Below are 19,670 nucleotides of genomic sequence, written 5' to 3' on the forward strand. Positions count from 1 at the left end.
CACCCACTCGTCAGCCGACGGCCCGGCGCACCAGCTCCGCGATGCGCTCCTCCACCTTCGGCGTGACCTCGGTCAGGGCGAAGTGCGTGGCCCACATCTCCCCGTCGTCCAAGCCCGCCGAGTCGTTGAAGCCCAGGGTGGCGTACCGGGTCTTGAACTTGTCCTTGTTCTGAAAGAAGCACACGACCTTGCCGTCCAACGTGTACGCGGGCTGGCCGTACCACAGCTTCGGCGCGAGCATCGGGGCGTTGGCGGTGATGACGGCGTGCACGCGTTCGGCCATGACGCGGTCGGCCTCCGGCATCTCGGCGATCTTGGCCAGCACGTCCTGCGCCCACTCCGCCTCCTTGTCGGCGGCCGACTTGCGGCGGGCGTCCTTCTTGACCTCGCGGGCGTGTTCCTTCATGGCCGCGCGCTCTTCGGCGGAGAAACCCTCGTACGCGGCGGTCTTGGTGGTCATCGGGAGATCTCCTCGAGGATCGGGGCCTGGTTGGGGACGTCGGTGGTCACGGGCGGGTCGACGGGCGCGGGCTCGGCGTGTCCGGCGGCGATCGCCTCGGCGGCGCCGGGTACGCGGTAGAGGCACATCAGTGCAGCACCCCCGCCTCGATGTCGGTGAACCTCATGCCGACAACGCTAAGCGCCGACCCCTGGCCGCCGCTTCTCGAATCCTGATCGGTCACCGCGGCACCGCCTCACCGCAGTGCCGCTCACCTCAGCGTCAACGCCGTCGAGGCCCCGATCCGGGTCAGCTTCTCCGGGTTCCGGACGAAGTACAGCCCGGTGATGCGGCCGTCCTCCACATCGAACGCCAGCACACCGTCCACCTCCCCGCCCACGCGGAACAGGACCGCCGGGTTGCCGTTGAACACCGCCGGCTCGGTCGCCAGGTCGGCCTGGGTCTTGGCGATGCCGCCCAGCACGTACCGCACCAGCCTCTCCGCCCCGACCATCGGCCGCCGAGCCGCCTGCTTCACGCCACCACCATCGGCGGTCAGCACGACGTCCGGCGCGAGGACGTCGAGCAGGCCTTGGAAGTCGCGGGTGTCCAGGGCACGCCGGAACGACTCCACCACGGCCCGCACCTCGCTCGCCGCGACGGCCTTGCGCGGGCGGCGGGCGTCGACGTGGCGGCGGGCGCGGTGCGCGATCTGGCGGACGGTCTCGCGGGTCTTGCCCACGGCCTCGGCGATCTCGTCGTAGCCGACGCCGAAGGCCTCGTGCAGCACGAACACGGCCCGCTCGGTCGGCGACAGCGTCTCCAGCACGAGCATCATCGCCATCGACACGCTCTCGGCGAGCGTGACGTCCTCGGCCACGTCCGGCGTGGTCAGCAACGGCTCGGGCAGCCACGGCCCGACGTAGGCCTCCTTGCGGCGCTGCACGGTACGCAGCCGGTTGAGCGCCTGGCGGGTGGTGACCCGGACCAGGTAGGCGCGCTGGTCGCGCACCTCCGCCAGGTCCACCTCGACCCACCGCAGCCACGTCTCCTGCAACACGTCCTCGGCGTCGGCCGCCGACCCGAGCATCTCGTACGCGACGGTGAACAAGAGGTTGCGGTAGGTGACGAACGCCTCGGTCGCCGCGTGCTCACTCATACCCACAACCCCCTGGTTCCCCACACCGTCGATCTTCGCTCACGCCGACCAGCTCACCCGCACCGGCTCCGTCCCGACCAGCTCGCCGCGCTTGGGGTCCTTCATCCACACGTCACGCGCACCGGGCTTGCGGGCCTCGCTCGCCAGCTGCTTCACCGTGCTCTTGCACACGAACTCCTTGATCACCGCACCGACCCGACCACCGACGTGCAGCTTGGTCGCCTGGTCGTCCCGCGAGGCGAACTGGAAGATCCCGGCCCGACGCCCCAGGCTGACGCACAGCCCGGCGAACCCCACCTGAACCACCGCCGGCTGCTCCCCGGCAATGCGGCTGAGCACGGTTTCCGCAGCCTGCGGCCCGAGCTGGACCGCCGACTGGCACCCCATCCGGTAGGGCAGGTCCGAGGGGGCGGCGCAGTCGCCGGCCGCGACGATCCGCTCGTCATCCACGCTGGTCAGCGTCTCGTCGGTACGCAGACGCCCCTCGGGATCGGTGCTCAGCCCGCTGCGCGCGGCGAGGTCCGGCACCCCGAACCCGGCCGTCCAGACGGTGACCTCACCCGCGATCACCCGCCCATCGGCCAGCCGCACGGCCGCCCGCTCGACCTCCACCACCTCAGCGCCCTCGACCACCACAACCCCCAGGTCAGCGAGCCGCCGAGCCACCGCACGCCGCCCCTTCGGGTGCAGGTACGGCCCCAGCGCCCCGCCGCACACCAAGGTCACCGCACGCCCCTGTTCGGCCAGCTCGGCGGCCATCTCGATGCCGGACGCGCCGCCCCCGACCACCGTCACCGCACTGGCGACGTCCAACGCAGGCCGTAGCCGCTCGGCCTGCTCCAGGCTCGCGATCGGATAGGCGAACTCGGCCGCCCCCGGCACCCGCGGCACCGCGGCGGCACTCCCCACCGCGTACACGAGGTAGTCGTAGCGCAGGACCTCTCCACTCGCGAGCTCCACCGCTCGCCCAGCCGCGTCGATCCGGGTCGCACTGCCCACCACCAGCCGAACCCGCTCGGCCAGCACGTCCCGGTACTCGACCACCGCGGGATGGGTGCCGCCGGCCAGTTGGTGCAGCCGGATGCGCTCGACGAACGTCGACCGGGCGTTGACCAGGGTCACGTTCACATCGCCGCGCCGGGTCAGCCGGTTGGCCGCCATGACCCCCGCGTACCCGCCACCCACCACGACCACTTCGGTGCTCATCTCGGTGTCTCCTCAGCTCAGGGCCGCAACGCCCCCAAGACACCGAGCAAGCCTCGACCGTGACACGTCGTGACCCACATCACCCCTCACACCGTGTAGGTGTGGATCTCCGTGGCCTTCAGCACCGCCCAGAGCCTGTCCCCCGGCTCCAGGCGCAGGTCGGCCACGGTCGCGGTGGTGATGTCGGCGAACACCGCCGGCGTCCCGTCCAGCTGGACGCGGGTGGTGTGGGCGTGTTGCTCGATCCCCACGACGGTCACGGGCCACGTGTTGCGCGGGCTGCCCGCCGGTTGTTCGGGGTACAGCCCCACCGCCGTCGGAGAGAACACCACGTGCACCTCTCCCTCCACAGGCTCCGCCACCGTCACCCGCCCACCATCCGCAAGGGACACCTCGACACCATCCGCCCACCCCCGGTACAGGTTCAGGCCGACCAGGTGGGCCACGTAATCCGTGCGCGGCCTGCGGACGACCTCCGCCGGCGTCCCCTCCTGCACCACCCGCCCGCCTTCGAGGATGACGATCCGGTCGGCCAGCACCATCGCGTCCAGCGGGTCGTGGGTGACCAGCAGCGTGTGTCCAGGGTAGTCCCGCAGGTGCCGCCCCAGGTCTGATCGGACCTTCAGCCGGGTGCTCGCGTCCAGCGCCGCCAAGGGCTCGTCCAACAGCAACAACAGCGGGTCCGTCGCCAGCGCACGGGCCAATGCCACCCGCTGTGCCTGCCCACCGGACAACGTCCGCGGCTTGGCGCGGGCAAACTCAACTAACCCGACCTTGTGCAACCACTCCAACGCCGCCGCGTTCGCCGCCGCCTTCGGCATACCGCGAGCGCGCAGACCAAAAGCGACGTTGTCCAGCGCAGTCATGTGCGCGAACAACAGGTACTCCTGGAACACCACTCCCACAGGCCGCTTCTCGACCGGAAGACCGTCCCAAGTGGACTCGCCCACCGCGACCCGACCACCGTCCACCAACCCGGCCAACGCCCGCAACGCGGTCGTCTTGCCCGCCCCGTTGGGACCCAGCAGCGCCACGACCTCGCCCGGCGCGATGGTGAGGTCCAACTCCAGCCGGAAGTCCCCGCGAGCCACGCGGATGGAGGCGTCCAGGGTCATGCCGCACCCCTGATCCACCGGTCCCGCAGCCCGGCCAACACCCCCACCGACACCACCAGCAGCACCACGCTGAGCACGATCGCCGCGTCCGGGTCGCTCTCCAGCGCCAGGTACACCGCCAACGGCATGGTCGTGGTCTCGCCGGGGTAGTTGCCCGCGAACGTGATCGTCGCGCCGAACTCACCCAACGCCCGCGACCAGCACAGCACGGTCCCCGCCACGAGACCGGGCAGCACCGACGGCAGGGTCACCCGCCGGAACGTCAGCCACCGCGACGCGCCCAGCGTCGCCGCCGCCTCCTCGAACCGGGGATCGGCCGCGCGCAACGCGCCCTCGACCGAGATGACCAGGAACGGCATGGCCACGAACGCCTCCGCCAGCACGACCCCCGCCGTGGTGAACGGCAGCGAGACCCCGAACCAGGCGTCCAGGTACTGCCCGACCAGCCCACGCCGCCCGAGCACCAGCAGCAACGCAACACCGCCGACGACCGGCGGCAGCACCAGCGGCACGGTCACCAGGGCGCGCAGCACTCCGCGTCCCGGCAGGTCGCTGCGCGCCAGCAACCAGGCCAGCGGCACACCCAGCACCACGCACACCACCGTCGCCAGGCTCGCGCACACCAGCGACAGCAGCAGCGCGTCCCCGACCTCGGCGCTGAACAGCCGCTGCGGCAGGGTGGCCCAGGGCGCGCGGACCAGCAGTCCCACCAGCGGCAACAGCAGGAAGACCAAGCCCACCACCGCCGGCAACACAAGAACCACCGGCAGCCGCGCCCTCCGCACACCCGTCATGGCGCGGCGAACCCAGCCTCAGCCAACACCGCCCGCCCCTCCGCCGAGACGACGTGGTCGAGGAAAGCCTGCGCCCCCACCGAGTTGGACGCCGTGGCCACCGGCGCGATCACGTACGCGTTGACCACCTCGGCGGCCTCGGGAAAGTCCTTGCCCTCCACCTTGTCCCCCGCCGCCTTGACGTCCGTCCGGTACACCAGCGCCGCGTCGACCTCGCCCAGCGCCACCTTGGCCAGCGCGGCCTTGACGTCCTGCTCCAGCGTGTCCGGCCGGGCCGTGACGCCCGCCGCCTCGAACACCTTCTTCGCCGCCGCCCCGCACGGCACCTGCTCCGCGCACAGCGCGATCTTCAGGTCCGCCCTGGCGAAGTCCGCCAGCCCGGTCACCCCACCTGGGTTGCCCTTGGGGACCACAATCTGCAAGGTGTTCTTCGCGAACGTCGTGGGCGCGGCCTTGACGGTCCCGGTGTCGGTGACCTGCTTCATGTTCGCCGGCGCGGCCGAGGCGAACACGTCGGCCGGGGCACCCTGGTTGAGCTGCTGCGCCAAAGCCGAACTCCCGGCGAAGTTGAACGTCACCTTCGCCCCGGGGTGAGCGGCCTCGAAGTCCTTGCCCAGCTTGGTGAACGACTCGGTCAGCGAGGCCGCGGCGAACACCGTGATGTCACCCGAGGCACCGCCCCGGCTGGACGCTCCGGGAGTGCCACAGCCCGCCACCAGCAAGACCACGACCGCGAGCAGCTTCCGCACGGTCACGCCTCCGGGATCTCGACGACGACGTGCGTGGACTTGATCGAGGCGACCGCGACGCTGCCGACCTCCAGGCCCAGCTCGTCGGCGGACTCGCGGCTCATCAGCGACACGATCCGGAACGGTCCGGCCTGCATGTCGATCTGCGCCATCACCCCGTCCTTGACCACGCGCGTGACGATGCCGCGCATCCGGTTGCGCGCGGACGCGGCCACGGTGACCCCGGGCTCGGCGACCTCGGACAACTGCTGGGCGAACGCGGCCAGTTCGGCGCCGTCGATGGCCTTGCGGCCGTTGTCGAGCACGACCGCGTGCAACCGGCCTTGATCGATCCAGCGCCGCACCGAGTCGTCACTGACGCCCAGCAGCGCCGCGGCCTCGCTGATCCGCAGATTCGGCATGAGCGGGAGCATAGTTCCGAACATGCGGAACCCGCCACCCTGGCTGGATGGCGGGTTCCCCTGGGATCAGGTGTTGCAGAACAACAGGCACGCCTTCGCCGACGAGTACGGCGAGTAGGACGGCGGGGCGCCCGCCGGCGAGTTGCGCGTGTGTACTTGGCCTTGGCGTGGTTGGTGATCGGGAACAGCGAGACCACCGCGTAGGTCGAGCAGTAGACCTGCTTGGACTGGCCCGGCGCCAGGCTGAACGTCCCGCCGGCCGTCTCGCACGACGGCTCGTCCAGGTCGTAGACGGTGACGTTGTCCACGGCCACCGGCCCGTCGTTGGTGATGGTGATCCGCCACCGGGCCGTGCCGAACAACGCGCCCAGCAGGCCGACCGGGGCCTGCTTCACCCACGGTCCCGCGCCGCCCGGACCGCAGTCCGCCGCGTGGTGGGACGCGCAGATCGCCTTCTCCGTCCGCACGACCGGCTGGCACGCCGCGCCGGGCGCGACCGGCACCGACACCACGTTGGAACTGAAGGAGCCGGAGGCGTCGGTGCTCGTGGCCGTGTTCACCACGTCGGTGACCGTGCAGGCGGTGACCGCGGTGGTCTTGAAGCACACCTGCGGCGGGTCGCCGACGAAGTCCACCACCAGGTTCGGCCTGGCGCCGCCGGCGAAGTCCGCGCCGTCGTTGAGCACCAGCCGGGTGGTCACCGTCAGGGACGTGTGCGCGGTGGCCGACACGCCGGTCAGGCCCACCGAGCCGTCGGACGCGAAGCCCGGCGTGGGCACGGCCGCGCCGTTCTGGTCCACCACGGACACACTGGACGCGGCGAAGTTCACGTTGGCCGGCGTGATGCCCTCCAGCCGCGCGAGGCCGTAGCCGGTGACGTGGTCGGTGTCGCCGTCGCAGTAGGACGCCGACGGGGTCAGCGTCACCGCCGCGCCGCTGCGCGCGCACGGCGATCCGCCGGTGGCCGGGTCCATCGAGAACAGCACGCCCGAGTCACCCAGGCCGATCAGGCACCCGGTGGTGGTGTCGTAGGCGTAGCCGTAGTCGCGGGTCGCGCCGCCGTTGACGTCGGGGTGCGTGGCGGGGTTCGGGAAGCCCGCGCAGCCCGCGCCGGTGGTCCAGTCGTGGCAGATCGCCGCACCCGCGATGCCGCCGCCCCACACCGCGAGGTAGCTGCGCGTGTGACCGTCCGGCCCCACGACCACCTCCGGTGTGAACGCCAGCACGCGCACAGGGTGCCGGTGGCCAGCTCGCTGCACACCACCTTGGGTGTGTTCGGTGCGGCGTGGTGGAAGATGTTCCACGCCTGCAAGGAGCCCGAGGGCGTCCGGTGCAGCAACGGGGTGAACCCGTCGCCGCCCGTCGCCGTGACCGCTGCTTGCACAGGCGGGGTGAGCTGCGACGCGAGCACCGTGCCACCGGGCCGCGCGGCGGCGTTGGTCGCCCGGACCGCGACCGTGCCCGACGCGGGTTCGGCGTCCTGGAAGGTGGTGCCGTCGGTCGACCACTGCGGCGTCCACCCCGGCGGCACGCGCAGCGAACCGGGAGCGTAGGCGTGCGCCGAGCCGATCTGGTCGGTGATGGTCGCCGGGCCGGTCGGTCCGTGTGCCAAACCCTAGGAACGGCAAGGGAAAGCGACAACGAGCCCCACCCCGGTGCTCGGGTACGCGCCCTTGTCGGCGTAGCCGTGACCCGAAAATTCGGGTTTGGGAAAGCGTTTTCTCTACCCGCGCACGAGCCGACCGCACACGGATGCGACCACATCAGCCTTTTCGGCCCAGCTACCCGGCTCCAGCCCGGCCAGGTCGTGACTGCGTGCGGTCGGTGGGCGGGGAAATCGCGTGACACGGGCCGGGTGCGGTTCGGACAATCGCTCGTCGTGACGGAACCCGTGCTTGTGTTGTGGCTGTGCGGCCCACCCGGTGTCGGCAAGTCGACCGTCGGATGGGCACTCCACCAGCGGTTGCGCGACTCGGGCGTGGCCGCGGGCTTCGTGGACATCGACCAACTCGGCATCTGCTACCCGGAACCCCCGTCCGACCCGGGACGGCACCGGATGCAGGCGCGCAACCTCGACGCGGTGGTCTCGCACCTCGCCGCGACCGGTGTGCGGTGCGTCGTGGTGTCCGGGGTGGTGGACGTGGCTCGCGGCGTCCCGACAGACCTCCTCCCCCACGCCGCGGTGACCCTGTGCCGCCTCGATGTCGACCCGCCCGTGCTCCGCGCTCGCCTGCTCGAACGCCGCGCTCCGGCGGACATGGTCGACCAGGCGCTGGCCGAGGCTGCCCTGCTCGAACCGGGCGTGGCCTTCCGCGTGGACACCACCGGGTTGGCCGTGTCGGACGTCGTGGACCAGGTGTTGCCGCACGCCCAGGGCCGGCTCGCCCCACCCCGGGTGCTGTGGCTGTGCGGCGCGACCGGGGTCGGCAAGTCCACGGTCGGCTTCGCGGTGTACCAACGCCTCCTGCGCGCCGGCCACACCGCCGCCTACGTGGACCTGGACCAGATCGCCGGCCACGGCCCGCTCGACCACCGCCTCCGTGCCCGCGTCCTGTCGGACCTGTGGCGCACCTACCGCGCAGCCGGCGCCCGCACCCTGGTCCTCACCGGTCCGGTGCCGGAGGAGACGCAGGTCTATGCCGAGGTCCTCCCCGACATCACCCTGTACCGCCTGCACGCGAGCCCCGACCGCCTGGCCGCCCGCATCGCCGCCCGCGCGGCGGGCGAGGGCTGGGCCCAGCCGGGCGACCCACTCCGCGACCTCCCGGCGGCCGACCTGCACCGGATCACCGCCCAGGCCGTCGCCGAGGCCGAGCACCTCGACCAACGCGCCATCGGCCGCCGCATCGACACCGACCACCACGACCCGGACCACTTGGCCGAGCTGATCACCGAGATGTGGTAGTACTTCATTGTGAAGTATGTACATAACTCCGAAGACGGCTTCCTCTACGACCCCGCAGTCCGCACGTCCATGCAGGTCCTAGCCACCGACGGCGACACGCTCGCACTGGAAGCCGCCGCCGGCCTCCGCTCCGCCACCCAGGCCGTCGACCGCATGAGGGGGCACGGCGCCGGCGGTCGGGGGGTCAGTGCCGGTGCGATGGACGTCCTGGTCCGCCTCGCCACGGACGACGGCCTGAGCATCGGCGAGTTGGCCCGCGCCGGCGGCGTGAGTTCGCGCAACGTCACCGGCCTGGTGGACACCCTGGAGCGCGACGGCCTGGTGCACCGCGTCCCCGACCGCCAAGACCGCCGCTCGGTCCGCGTCCACCTCACCCCCGCCGGCCGCGACTGGCTCGACGCCTTCCGCGAACCCACCCGCCGCGCGATGTCCGCGCTCTTCGCCGGCTTCACCCACGAGGACCTCGCCCAGTTCCGCCACCTGTGCCTGCGAGTGGTCGAGAACCAGCGACGGATCGAAGAGCACCTACGCCTCACCGAGGAGACGCCATGACCCCCGTCCGGACCTACCACGAGGCCCGCTTCCGAGGCGACCTCCCCACCGCGACCGCCCAAATCGGCCCGACTTCACCTTCCGCAGCCCGTTCATCACCTCCACCCCGACCAAACCGGCCTAGCGGAGACCGGCCTAGCGGAGACCGGCGAGCTTCGCCCGCACCGCCGTCACCTCCGGAGCGGCCTCGGTTTCGAACAGGGACAACGCGGTCGTCCAAGTTTGACGGGCCTCGTCTCGGCGGCCCACGGCCAGCAGCGTGTCGCCCAGGCGGTTGTGGGCCACGGCTTCGGTGTGCCGGTCGCCCAGTGAACGGGACAGGGCGATGGAGCGGCGCAGGTGGGCTTCGGCCTGGTCGTAGCGGCCCAGCAGGTGGTTGATGTGGCCGACGCTGTCCTCGGTCTCGGCTTGGCCGGGACGGTGGTCCAGGGCGCGGAACAGGTCCAGGGCGTGTTGGCAGTGCACCAGGCCCTGCTCGTGGTCGCCGGACAGGGCCAGTTCCCACCCGAGCTGGTCCAACGCCCGTGCCTCGCCGGTGCGGCTGCCGACCTCCTGGAACAGCTTCAACGCGTAGATCGCGTGGTCCACGGCCTCGGTGTAGCGCTCCTGGAGTTCGCGCACCCAGCTGAACGAGATGTGCGTCCGCGCCTTGCCCACCGGGATGTTGAGCTCCTCGTACAACCCCAACGCCTGTTCCAGGTGCTCGGCGGCCTCGTCGTAGCGGTGCAGGCGGATGGCCGCCCGGCTGGCCAGGCGGTGCGCGCGGGCCTCGGCGGAGCGGTCCCCGGCGTGGGACGCGGCGGTCACGGCGGCGCTCTGGGTGGCCAGCCAGTCCCGCCAGTGGCCCTTGCGCTCGAAGTAGTTCACCGCGCTCCACGCCAACGTCCACACGCGGGTGTGCTCCTGGTGCTGTTCGGCGGTCTTCACCGCGGCCAGCAAGTTCGCGTGCTCGGTGGCGAACCAGTCCAGCGCCTCGGTCTCGTCGGCGATCTCCAGCGGCGCGCTGGTCGCGGGCGGCACGGTGATCTTCGCGCGGTGCGGGGCCAGCCGGCGATCGGCCGCCAGCGCGGTGTGCAAGTAGTGGTCCAGCAGCCGTCGCACGGCCTCCTCGGGCACGGACCGGCCCACCAGCTCGGCGGCGTAGCTGCGCAACAGGTCGTGCAGCGCGTACCGCTTCCCCGACTCCTGCACCAGGTGCGCCTTGGTCAGCTCCGCCAGCAGCACCCGCGCCCGCCGCACCGGCACGTCGGCGAGCGCGGCGACGGCGTGCAGGCCGATCTTCGGCCCCTGGTGCAGGCCCAGCAGACGGAAGAGGTCGGCGGCCGGCGGGCTGAGCGCGTGGTAGGACCACGAGAACACCGCGCGCATCCCCAGGTAGGTGTCGCCCAGGTCGAGGGCGTCCAGCCGGTCCTGTTCGCCGTGCAACTCCTCCGCGAGGGCGTCCAGCGGCAGTTCCGGGTCGGCGATCGCCCGCGCGGCGGCCAGCACCAGCGCGAGCGGCAGGCGGACGCACCGGTCGACCAGGTCGCGCACGGCCGCCGGGTCGGTCTCGGCCCGAGCCGCGCCGACCCTCGCGGCCACCAGTTCGGTCGCCTCGGCGTGGCTCAACGGGTCCAGCCGGATGCTGCGCGCGCCCTCCCGGACGATCAGGCTGTCCAGGCTGTGCCTGCTGGTGACCAGGACGAAGCAGCGCGGCCCCGGCAGCAACGGGCGCACCTGCTCGGCGTCGCGGGCGTTGTCCAGCACCACCAACACCCGCCGTTCGGCCAGCAGGCTGCGGTACAGGGCGGCTTGGGCGTCCAGCGCGACCGGGATCTGCTGGGAGCGCACACCGAAGGCGTCGAGGAAGCCCCGGATCGCCTCCGCCGGCGTCATCGGCGCGCCGGACGGGTCGAAGCCGCGCAGGTTGACGTACAACTGGCCGTCCGGGAACCGCGCGGCGACCTGGTGCGCCCAACGCACCGCCAACGTCGTCTTCCCCGCCCCCGCCGTCCCGCTGATCACGTGGATCAGCGACCCGCCGTCACCCGCGTCGGTGAGCGACTCGCTCAGCTGACTCACCTGCGCGGCCCGGCCGACGAACGGCGAGGCCACAGCGGGCAGTTGGTGCGGCACGATGTGCACCGGCGGGGCGGGCACGGACAAGGTGATCCCGCCGCTCACGGTGCCCGCCTGCACCACCGGACCCGTCACGGAACTGCCAACCGCGTTGTGGACGTGGTCGGAACCGGGCTCAGTCATCGGCGCCGGTCGAGACGCGGCGCAGCATCGCTTCGAGGTGCCCGGCCGGCGCGACCCCGGCGTAGTAGCCCTCGTACAGGTCGGTGAGCACTCGCGCCACCCCGTCGGGGTCCAATTCCTCGTCCCCGCGCCACAACAGGACCATCGGCACCACCCCGCCCGGGTCGGTCGGGTCGGGTATGGAGTACCCGTCCAGCCACCGCACCGGCCGTGCACCCCACCGCTCGTAGAACGCGACCCGCCGGGCCAGCAGCGGGTCCTGCCCGGGTGTCCGCACGGGGTCCTCCACCTCCAGCACGATCCCGCGCACGTCGTCCCGCACGTCCTCGGCGATCACGTCCAGCAGTGCGGCGCCCACGCCCAGGCCCCGGGTCGCCGACGACACGGCCAGGTACTCCAGGTAGGCGGCTCCCGAGGTGGGCAGCGCCAACCCGGTCGCGAACCCGACGAGGTCGCCGTCGAGGTGAGCGGTCCACAACCAGGTGCCGGCCCGCCGGGAGACGGTGTCGTGCGCTCCTCGCTCGGTGGGCGGGAACGCCTCCGCCCAGATCGACTCGATCGACCGGCTCTCGTCCCCGGACAGCGACGCCCACTCACGTCGACGCACGGACAGCAGGGCATCACCAAGCAGCGTCATACGCGCACAACCCCCATCGGAGAGAGCAACCCCCGACTGGGTAACCCCAACACGAACCATGATCCCGCCCACATCGCCAACCCACACCGCAGATATGCGCCTCGACGGATGGGCACCGCCTAAGCTCCCGGAGATGCGAGTCGATCTCATCACCATCGTCGTGGCCGATTACGACCCAGCCATCGAGTTCTTCACCCGGGTACTCGGCTTCGACCTGGTCGACGACTCACCGTCTCTCACCAACGACGGCCGCCCCAAGCGCTGGGTCGTCGTGCGACCGCCCGGGGCCGAGACGGGAATCCTGCTCGCCAAGGCCGACGGTCCCGAGCAGGCCGCCGCTGTCGGGGACCAGGTGGCCGGGAGGGTCGGGTTCTTCCTGCGGGTGGACGACTTCGACGCTGCCCATGCCCGGATGACCGCCGCGAACGTCGAGTTCCTGACCGAGCCGCGCACCGAGTCCTACGGGCGGATCGTGGTGTTCCGGGACATCGCCGGCAACAAGTGGGACCTGCTCGGCCCCGCCTGAGCGGAGGAGCCGAGCAGGTCCAGGCGGTCAGGGCAGGGTGACGAACGGGCTCAGGAAGGTCCGGGCCGCCGGGGTGTCGAGGCGGTAGACCACGTTGGTGGCGTAGCAGGGTGCGTCGCCGGTGATCGTGGTGGCCACCAGGGTGCGCTTGCCGTCGATGGTGGCGAAGTTCGGGCCGCCCGAGTCGCCGTAGCAGGCGCCGCCGTAGCCCTGGGACTCGATCATGGACAGGCGCAGCCAGCTGTTGTTGAGGGCGTTGAAGCCCAGCGTGGCCTTCATGCGGACGCCGCCGCCCGGGTGGGTCTGGCCGCCGGGTGCGTTCAGGGCCTCCTCGGTGCCGTAGCCGACGACCGTGTAGTCGGTGTCGTTCAACGCCTGCGGGCCGAGGGCGTCGAGCTTGCCGGCGGTGGGCAGGGTGGCCGGGGTGAACGACCAGCGGGCGGCGATCTGCTTGGCGGAGACCTGGACCACCGAGATGTCGTGCGGGTCGGCGGAGGTGCCGGGGTAGGCCGGGTCGTTGTGCGCCACGCCGGGGACGCCGACGGCCGCCGCCTTCTGCGCGGGCGTGCCGGTGGCGCTGTCGAGGGCGGACTGCACGTCCTGGAGCAGGGACACGTAGAACTTGACGTTCGACGGCCAGTCGGTGGTGCAGTGGGCGGCGGTCAGGAAGGTGTCGCGGTCGACCATCGTGCCGCTGCACACCCAGTCGACGCGGTCGGGGGTTGCGGGGTTGGCGTCGTTGTCCCAGGTCGCGACCAGTGCGCCGACCTCCGTCCGCTCCGGCGCGGGGGTGGCGTTGTAGGTGTTGATCGCGGAGGCGGGCGTGGCGGTCGCGGCGGCGATCGCGACCACGGCTGCGGCCACGGTGGCTGTGCGCATGGGCACTCCCTTGCATGCGTGCGGCGTGAGAGCGCGATTCAACCCCGCGCGGGGCGGTGAGAACACCCTCTTCCGCACGTTGACAGATGACCAGGCGACCGTTTGGTCCTTTGTGGACGTTCCAGGTCAGAGCGCCTGGATCAGCCCCACGGCCAACGCCACCAGCGCGGCGGCGATCAGCAGCGCCCCGACGCGGGTCACCGCCGTGCCGGGCGACTTCGCGCCGGGCTTGCCCAGCCACAGGTGCAGGAAGAACCCGCCGGACTGGGCCAGCACGCCCGCCATCAAGGCGATCCCCCACACCCACTGCATCCCCGTGGAGAACTCGGCCCTGGGCAGGTACAGGAAGTAGACCAGGCTCAGCACCAGCAGCACGCCGGCGTGCGCGTGCCCGGCCCGGAAGAACCGCTCCCGCAGCTCACCGAGGGTCTCGCGGTCGGTGGTGATGAACCTGAGCAGCGCATGGCCGCCGAACTCGACGGTGACGATGGACAGCAAGGACACGATCGGCAGGATCGCGGTCGGCTCCACGGGCCCCCAGCCCTTCAGCAGGTGCGGGCCTGGCGGGTGATGCCAGGTCGGCCAGAATGGTGCCACCCCCGCCGGTCGCCTGGATAGTGCTTCCCACCACCGGGGTCAGCGGGCCAGGGAGCGGTAGGCGCCCGGGGTGGTGCCGGTCCAGCGGCGGAAGGCGCGGGTGAAGGTGGACGCGTCGGTGTAGCCCAGGCGCAGGGCGATGGGTTCGACGCCGAGCCTGGTGGTCGACAGCAGCTCGATCGCCGTCGCGTGGCGGACCTCGGCGACCAGCCGGTGGTACGAGGTGCCCTCAGCGGCCAGGCGGCGGCGCAGCGTCCGGGTGGACAAGTGCAAGCGGGCGGCGGTGGTGGTCATGTCCGGGAACGAGCCCGTGGTCCGACACAAGCTACGGACGCATTCGGTGACCCGATGGTCCAGGCGGTCGTGCAGGAGCAGGTCGCATTCCCTGGCGCACAAGCGCATAGTGCGCTGGTCGGCCTGCGGCAGCGGTCTGTCCAGCACCGAGGCGGCGGCGACCAGCGCATCGCGGGGCGCGTCGAACACCACGGGAACACCGGGGAACAGGCCGGTGACCTTCGGGCGGCGCAGTTCGATGCGCAGCAACGGCACGGGCTCACCGAGGATGGCATCGACGATGGTCCGGACGGTGGCCAACTCCCGTTCCACCACGAAGTCCCGGACGGTCGCGGGCACGCCGGCCGCGTCCACCTCGACCCGCACCTCCCCGCCCGCGACCCACAACGCCACCCCGGCGGTCACGTAGGTCAACTCCAGCCGCTGGAGACCGACCTCCGCCGCGACGCCCAGGGTCGGGCTGGCCAACATCGCGAAACCCCACACGCCGTAGTGCCGCAACCCGAGCCGCGACCCGGCCTCGACACCCAAACCGGTCCGGGGACACGCCCGCACGAGGTTGCCGGCGACCACCAGCTCCTGGGACCCGTGCACGGCGGCGTCCGGGTCGTCGAGGAGGTCCGGCGTGACCCCGCTGCCCTCCAGGCACGTCCCCGCGGCCACGCCGTGCGCGGCGGCGACCTCGACCATGCTGCGGATTCCGGCGATTCCGCGTCGGGTGAGCCAGGCCGGCCGGCCGGAAATGCCCATCGTGCGGCCGGTGAAGTCTGACGCGCGCAGGACGTCCCTCCTTAATGTCCGGGGAGGGGCGCCGGTGCCCATTACCGGCTTCCACCGTATTGGTCGAATCGACGTCGCCGGTGTGAATGCGCGTTCTTTCATTCGACCGGCCTAGGGTAAAGGAGTGCCAATGGCCCGGACGGTTCTGGTGACCGGGGGCAATCGCGGTATCGGACTGGCCATCGCGCGGGCGTTCGCCGAGCGCGGCGACCGGGTCGCGATCACCCACCGGGGCGCGGCCGTGCCCGAGTACCTGTTCGGGGTGCGGTGCGACGTGACCGACTCGGCGGCCGTGGACGCGGCGTTCGCGGAGGTGGAGCACGAGTTGGGGCCGGTGGAGGTGCTCGTGGCCAACGCCGGCATCACCGACAGCACCCTGTTGACGCGGATGACCGAGGACCGGTTCACCCGGGTGATCGACACCAACCTCACCGGCGCGTGGCGGTGCGCGCGGCGCGCGGTGGGTTCGATGGTGCGCGCCCGCAACGGCCGGATGATCTTCATCTCGTCGGTGGTCGGCCTCTACGGCAGCGCGGGCCTGACCAACTACGCCGCGAGCAAGGCCGGCCTGATCGGCCTGGCGCGGTCCATCGCGCGGGAGGTCGGCAGCAGGCACGTGACGGCGAACGTCGTGGCCCCCGGCTTCGTCACCACGGACATGACCTCGAACCTCCCGCAGCAGTACGGCGCGGCCTACCGCGACTCGATCCCGTTGGGCCGGTTCGCCGACCCGACGGAGGTCGCGGGCGTGGTGGAGTGGCTCGCCGGCCCGGCGGCGAGCTACATCACCGGCGCGGTGATCCCGGTCGACGGCGGCCTGGGGATGGGGCACTGATGCCCAGGGCGGTGGAGGTGCTGCTGGTGGGCGGAGCCGATCGCCCCCTGCCCGGCCTCGACCCGGTCCGACGCGCCCTGCCCGAGGTGGTGCTGCGCGACCGGCCGCAGGTCGTGGTGGTGGACGGGTTCGCCGAGCGCCTGGTGTGGCGGCTGGCCGACGCCGGGCTGCGGGTGGTCGTGCTGATCGAGCCGGTGGAGCTCGTGCGGGCGCTGCACACGGGCGCCCGGGGCTTCGCGTGCCGGGACGGGGCGGACGCGGTGCCGGCGGTCCGGGCGGTGGCAGCCGGCGGGACCTACCTGGCCGCCGGCCTGGTGGACCGCCTGCGCGGCCTGCCGCCGTTGGGCGGGTTGACCGTGCGGGAGCGCGAGGTGCTGCGGCTGGTGGCGCAGGGCAGGTCGAACGTGGAGATCGCGCGGGAGATCCACGTGTCGGCAGCGACGGTGAAGACCCACATGTCCCACATCCTCACGAAGCTCGACCTGCCGAACCGGATGCACGCGGCATTGCTGGCCCAGCGCGTGGGCCTGCGCTGCTAGACGAGTAACGCGCAATTCGCGCGCTTTCCCGCCGAAGGCGGCACGCTCTTGCGTTCCGCCAAGCGGCAGCGCCCACGGGAAGGGCCTCGGTTTCTTTCCCCCGGGGGCCTGCCGCGCGGCGAGCGCCGCTTTTCATCTTTCGAGCGCTTCGCGCGTTCAAGCGCGGAGCGCGTTCGAGCTTGCGAGCGCGGAGCGCGTCCCGTTTGGACCCGCGAAGCGTGGGCTTGAGGAAGCGAAGCGCGAGTCGAAGGATCAAAAGAGCCTCGCCGGCGGGCAGGCCGCCAAGGATGACGGAAGAAGCCCAGGAGAGCGGTCTGCTGCGCGAGCTACTTCGAAGAGCACGCCCTGCGGGCGCGCAGGCTTGGTTGTCCAGGTCGTCACGGGGGCCCGTCAGGTCACTCGTGGTTGAGGGCTCCCGAGCGGAATACCGCCACCTGGGCGTCGGCGAAACCCGCTGCCCGGACGACCTCGGTCAGTGCCGGGCCGACGCCGGTGGCGGTGGCCAGGTGTGGGTCCAGTTCTACTCGGCCGACCTCGCCCAGGTCTCGCACGCGCACGTCTCGGCTTGGGGTGCCGGCGTTGGCCAGCCAAGCTCGGACGGCCGTCTCCGCCCGCTCCACCCTGGCCAGGCGCGCGGGCGTGATCGACACGCCGTAGCGCACCCGGCTGGCCAGGCACGGCATTGCCGGTTTGTCCCAAGTGGACAGTAGCCATCGGTGGCTTACCGCGCGTACTTCCGCCTTGGTCAACCCGATGTCACGCAACGGGGTGTGCACGCCGATCTCGTCGCCGGCGCGGATGCCCGGGCGGAACGGGTCCACGGCGTCGTCGGCGTTCACGCCTGTCGCCACGGCGGTCACGCCCTCTGAGCGTGCGACTGCGGTGATGGTGTCCAGCACGGTGGATTTGCAGAAGTAGCAACGGTCTCGGCCGTTGGCCGCGTACGACGGGTTGTCCAGTTCTCGGGTCTCCGGGGTCAGGTGCCGGACGCCCAGGTCGGCGGCGAAGGACCGGGCGTGTGCGAGTTCGGCGGCGGCTAGGCTCGCGGAGTTCGCGGTCACCGCTAGCACCTGGTCAGCGCCACTGGCGCGGACGGCGGCGGCTAGCACGAGGGCGGAGTCCGCGCCGCCGGAGAAGGCCACGGCGACCGGGCCCACCTCCGTCAGACGTGCCATGAGCCGCGCGGCGGCGGTACCGGTGTCCATGTCAGCGCTCCTCCCAGGCCAGGCCCAGCACGGTCCGCAGTGGCAGACCGGTCTCGCGGGCGACGGCCACGGCGTCGTCGTACTCCGGTTTTCCGTGGTGCGGTCCGTGTTTGCGGCGCACCGGCATCCCGTGGACGTCGACGACGGACGTGGTCCGCGGCAACGCGGTGCGCACGACGTCCGTCCGCCGCACCCCCAACGAACCTGTCTCGACCAGCATCCGCTGCTGGATGGTCTCGACGTTCTCCGGTGTGGCCAACGCGTGCAACACGTGCCCCGGCCGGCCCTTCTTCATGGTCGCCGGGGTGATCCAGCAATCCAGCGCACCGGACTCCAACAGCACACCCACCACGTAACCGAGGACTTCGCCGGTCACGTCGTCCAGGTTCGTTTCCAGCACCACCAGGTCGCGAACGTCCGATTCCCGGTCACCCAGCCGGACCACGGCCACATTGGGCCGGTCGGGCAAGGTCCGGGTGCCGACGCCGTACCCGGTGGCCGACATCCGCATCGCCGGCGCGGGGTCGTACGAGACGCCGATCGCGCGCAGCAGAGCGGCGGCGGTCGGGGTCACGGTCTCGCCGGTCAGAGTCGTGCCCACGACCCGCGCGCCGGCCAGCAACGCCGAGGTCGCCGGAGCCGGGCACGGCAGCACCCCATGCGCCGTCCGCACGGACCCGGACCCGATCGGCAACGCCTCGCAGTGCACGGCCTCCACGTCCAACGCGCGCAGGGCGGCGGCCACGCCGACGATGTCCACCAGGGTGTCGTGCCCGCCCAGTTCGTGCAGGTGCACCCGCTCCGGATCCTCGCCGTGCAGGCGGCCCTCGACCTCCGCGATGGCCCGCAGCGCGGCGACCGCGGTGTCGGCCACCGCCCGGTCCCGCACCCGGTCCGCCATAGCGATCAACTCGGCCGCCGTGCGACTGGTCGCCGTGTCCGACACCGACACCACCGCCCGCGAACCGGTGAGCCCGTGGCTGAGCACCGACGTGACCGCGAGGTCCCACCCGGTCAGCCCGGTCTCGGACACGGCCGCCCGCACCGCGTCCAGCGGCGCGCCCGCGTCCACCAAGGCGGCCAACAGCATGTCCCCGGCCAAGCCGGTGAACGGCGAGATCACGCACACCCGGCTCACGTCGTCCTCCGCCCCACCACGCGCGCGAGCCGGAACGCGGCCATCGCCGCCCCGAACCCGGAATCGATGTTCACCACGGTGATCCCCGCCGCGCAGGAGGCGTGCATCGCCAGCAACGCGGTGATGCCCTCCAAACCGGCCCCGTACCCGGTGGAGGTGGGCACGGCGACCACCGGACACGCGACCAGCCCACCGACCGCACTGGCCAACGCGCCCTCCATGCCCGCCACCACGATCACAGTGTCCGCAGTGGACAGACGCTCTCGCTCGGCCAGCAACCGGTGCAGACCCGCTACCCCGACATCGGTGACCGTCGCAACGCCCAACCCCACCGCACGGGCCACAGCGGCGGCCTCCTGCGCCACGGGCAAGTCCGCAGTCCCCGCCGCCGCCACGACCACGTCGAACCCGATCAGCGCCGCCGGCCGCCACACGAGCAACCGCGCGGCATCGTCGTACGCGCCGTCGGGCACGGACGCCAGCACGGACTCCGCCGCGTCCGGCTCCACCCGCGTGACGAGCACCGGTCCGTCGTTGTGCCGCAACAACGTCCGCACGATCCCGACGACCTGCTCGGGCGTCTTCCCGCTGCCGTACACGACCTCGGGCAAGCCCTGCCGGGCCTCCCGATCGACGTCCACCCGGGCGAACCCGAGATCAACCGCCCCCAGTTCCATGC

At 71.8% G+C, this 19,670-nt stretch carries 22 protein-coding genes and 1 pseudogene; 6 read left to right on the plus strand and 17 right to left on the minus strand.

Annotated elements, in window-relative coordinates; translation table 11 throughout:
• Nucleotides 1-10: 10 nt before the first annotated feature.
• From WBN91_RS11020 to WBN91_RS39145, 9 genes and pseudogenes are all read right to left on the minus strand, one after another.
• Nucleotides 11-460, minus strand: coding sequence for an iron chaperone (locus WBN91_RS11020; RefSeq protein ID WP_337723102.1), 450 nt, complete (start codon nucleotides 458-460; stop codon nucleotides 11-13).
• Nucleotides 457-588, minus strand: coding sequence for a hypothetical protein (locus tag WBN91_RS11025; RefSeq protein WP_337723101.1), 132 nt, complete (start codon nucleotides 586-588; stop codon nucleotides 457-459). The genes WBN91_RS11020 and WBN91_RS11025 overlap by 4 nt, the downstream gene beginning before the upstream one ends.
• Nucleotides 589-710: 122 nt before the next feature.
• A complete protein-coding gene (locus WBN91_RS11030) occupies nucleotides 711-1,598 on the minus strand; it encodes an RNA polymerase sigma-70 factor (protein WP_337723099.1) in 888 nt (295 codons plus the stop codon).
• A 39-nt stretch (nucleotides 1,599-1,637) separates the two neighbouring features.
• On the minus strand, nucleotides 1,638-2,804 hold the full coding sequence (locus tag WBN91_RS11035) for an NAD(P)/FAD-dependent oxidoreductase (protein WP_337723098.1): 1,167 nt from the start codon (nucleotides 2,802-2,804) through the stop codon (nucleotides 1,638-1,640).
• An 86-nt stretch (nucleotides 2,805-2,890) separates the two neighbouring features.
• A complete protein-coding gene (locus WBN91_RS11040; protein ID WP_337723097.1) occupies nucleotides 2,891-3,919 on the minus strand; it encodes an ABC transporter ATP-binding protein in 1,029 nt (342 codons plus the stop codon).
• Complete coding sequence (gene modB / locus WBN91_RS11045; RefSeq protein WP_337723096.1) at nucleotides 3,916-4,713, minus strand: molybdate ABC transporter permease subunit; 798 nt, start codon at nucleotides 4,711-4,713, stop codon at nucleotides 3,916-3,918. Before modB ends, WBN91_RS11040 begins: the two co-directional genes overlap by 4 nt.
• Nucleotides 4,710-5,462 carry a molybdate ABC transporter substrate-binding protein gene (modA, locus tag WBN91_RS11050; protein ID WP_443217699.1) on the minus strand — a complete coding sequence of 251 codons (753 nt, stop codon included), beginning with the start codon at nucleotides 5,460-5,462 and terminating at the stop codon, nucleotides 4,710-4,712. The genes modB and modA overlap by 4 nt, the downstream gene beginning before the upstream one ends.
• Nucleotides 5,463-5,464: 2 nt before the next feature.
• Entirely contained in the window at nucleotides 5,465-5,863 is a 399-nt protein-coding gene (locus WBN91_RS11055; protein ID WP_121230654.1) for a TOBE domain-containing protein, read from the minus strand.
• A 200-nt stretch (nucleotides 5,864-6,063) separates the two neighbouring features.
• Nucleotides 6,064-6,837: pseudogene (locus WBN91_RS39145) on the minus strand (DUF7617 domain-containing protein); the annotation flags it as partial.
• Nucleotides 6,838-7,104: 267 nt separating this feature from the next.
• Between WBN91_RS39145 and WBN91_RS11065 the strand changes: the two are divergent.
• From WBN91_RS11065 to WBN91_RS11075, 3 genes are all read left to right on the plus strand, one after another.
• Nucleotides 7,105-7,416 (plus strand): hypothetical protein, encoded by a 312-nt coding sequence (locus WBN91_RS11065; protein ID WP_337723093.1) that lies wholly within the window; start codon nucleotides 7,105-7,107, stop codon nucleotides 7,414-7,416.
• 326 nt (nucleotides 7,417-7,742) lie between these two features.
• On the plus strand, nucleotides 7,743-8,768 hold the full coding sequence (locus WBN91_RS11070; RefSeq protein ID WP_337723092.1) for an AAA family ATPase: 1,026 nt from the start codon (nucleotides 7,743-7,745) through the stop codon (nucleotides 8,766-8,768).
• Between the two features lie 9 nt (nucleotides 8,769-8,777).
• Complete coding sequence (locus tag WBN91_RS11075; RefSeq protein WP_337723091.1) at nucleotides 8,778-9,320, plus strand: MarR family winged helix-turn-helix transcriptional regulator; 543 nt, start codon at nucleotides 8,778-8,780, stop codon at nucleotides 9,318-9,320.
• Between the two features lie 135 nt (nucleotides 9,321-9,455).
• Here the strand turns inward: WBN91_RS11075 and WBN91_RS11080 are convergent, their stop codons facing one another.
• Nucleotides 9,456-11,561, minus strand: coding sequence for a tetratricopeptide repeat protein (locus WBN91_RS11080; RefSeq protein WP_337723090.1), 2,106 nt, complete (start codon nucleotides 11,559-11,561; stop codon nucleotides 9,456-9,458).
• Entirely contained in the window at nucleotides 11,554-12,168 is a 615-nt protein-coding gene (locus tag WBN91_RS11085; protein ID WP_337723089.1) for a GNAT family N-acetyltransferase, read from the minus strand. Before WBN91_RS11085 ends, WBN91_RS11080 begins: the two co-directional genes overlap by 8 nt.
• 163 nt (nucleotides 12,169-12,331) lie before the next feature.
• Here WBN91_RS11085 and WBN91_RS11090 point away from each other — a divergent pair, with 163 nt between their 5' ends.
• Nucleotides 12,332-12,724, plus strand: coding sequence for a VOC family protein (locus WBN91_RS11090; RefSeq protein WP_337723088.1), 393 nt, complete (start codon nucleotides 12,332-12,334; stop codon nucleotides 12,722-12,724).
• 27 nt (nucleotides 12,725-12,751) lie between these two features.
• Here WBN91_RS11090 and WBN91_RS11095 read toward each other — a convergent pair whose 3' ends face one another.
• The 3 genes from WBN91_RS11095 to WBN91_RS11105 all read right to left on the minus strand — a co-directional run bounded on the left by WBN91_RS11095 (nucleotide 12,752) and on the right by WBN91_RS11105 (nucleotide 15,184).
• Nucleotides 12,752-13,603 (minus strand): trypsin-like serine protease, encoded by an 852-nt coding sequence (locus tag WBN91_RS11095; RefSeq protein WP_337723087.1) that lies wholly within the window; start codon nucleotides 13,601-13,603, stop codon nucleotides 12,752-12,754.
• Nucleotides 13,604-13,729: 126 nt separating this feature from the next.
• On the minus strand, nucleotides 13,730-14,107 hold the full coding sequence (locus WBN91_RS11100) for a hypothetical protein (protein WP_337729374.1): 378 nt from the start codon (nucleotides 14,105-14,107) through the stop codon (nucleotides 13,730-13,732).
• A gap of 132 nt (nucleotides 14,108-14,239) precedes the next feature.
• Nucleotides 14,240-15,184 (minus strand): AraC family transcriptional regulator, encoded by a 945-nt coding sequence (locus WBN91_RS11105; protein WP_337723085.1) that lies wholly within the window; start codon nucleotides 15,182-15,184, stop codon nucleotides 14,240-14,242.
• Between the two features lie 220 nt (nucleotides 15,185-15,404).
• Here WBN91_RS11105 and fabG point away from each other — a divergent pair, with 220 nt between their 5' ends.
• Both fabG and WBN91_RS11115 read left to right on the plus strand, forming a co-directional pair.
• Nucleotides 15,405-16,109 (plus strand): 3-oxoacyl-ACP reductase FabG, encoded by a 705-nt coding sequence (fabG, locus tag WBN91_RS11110; protein WP_337723084.1) that lies wholly within the window; start codon nucleotides 15,405-15,407, stop codon nucleotides 16,107-16,109.
• Nucleotides 16,109-16,648 carry a helix-turn-helix transcriptional regulator gene (locus WBN91_RS11115; RefSeq protein WP_337723083.1) on the plus strand — a complete coding sequence of 180 codons (540 nt, stop codon included), beginning with the start codon at nucleotides 16,109-16,111 and terminating at the stop codon, nucleotides 16,646-16,648. Before fabG ends, WBN91_RS11115 begins: the two co-directional genes overlap by 1 nt.
• A gap of 395 nt (nucleotides 16,649-17,043) precedes the next feature.
• Here WBN91_RS11115 and larE read toward each other — a convergent pair whose 3' ends face one another.
• From larE to larB, 3 genes are read right to left on the minus strand one after another with little or no spacing between them, the layout of a single operon-like run.
• Nucleotides 17,044-17,853 carry an ATP-dependent sacrificial sulfur transferase LarE gene (gene larE, locus WBN91_RS11120; protein ID WP_337723082.1) on the minus strand — a complete coding sequence of 270 codons (810 nt, stop codon included), beginning with the start codon at nucleotides 17,851-17,853 and terminating at the stop codon, nucleotides 17,044-17,046.
• Nucleotide 17,854: 1 nt separating this feature from the next.
• On the minus strand, nucleotides 17,855-18,991 hold the full coding sequence (larC, locus tag WBN91_RS11125; protein ID WP_337723081.1) for a nickel pincer cofactor biosynthesis protein LarC: 1,137 nt from the start codon (nucleotides 18,989-18,991) through the stop codon (nucleotides 17,855-17,857).
• Complete coding sequence (gene larB, locus WBN91_RS11130; RefSeq protein WP_337723080.1) at nucleotides 18,988-19,668, minus strand: nickel pincer cofactor biosynthesis protein LarB; 681 nt, start codon at nucleotides 19,666-19,668, stop codon at nucleotides 18,988-18,990. The genes larC and larB overlap by 4 nt, the downstream gene beginning before the upstream one ends.
• Nucleotides 19,669-19,670: the final 2 nt, after the last annotated feature.

The organism is Saccharothrix sp. CCNWYY140 (assembly GCF_037401995.1).
GTDB lineage: Bacteria > Actinomycetota > Actinomycetes > Mycobacteriales > Pseudonocardiaceae > Actinosynnema.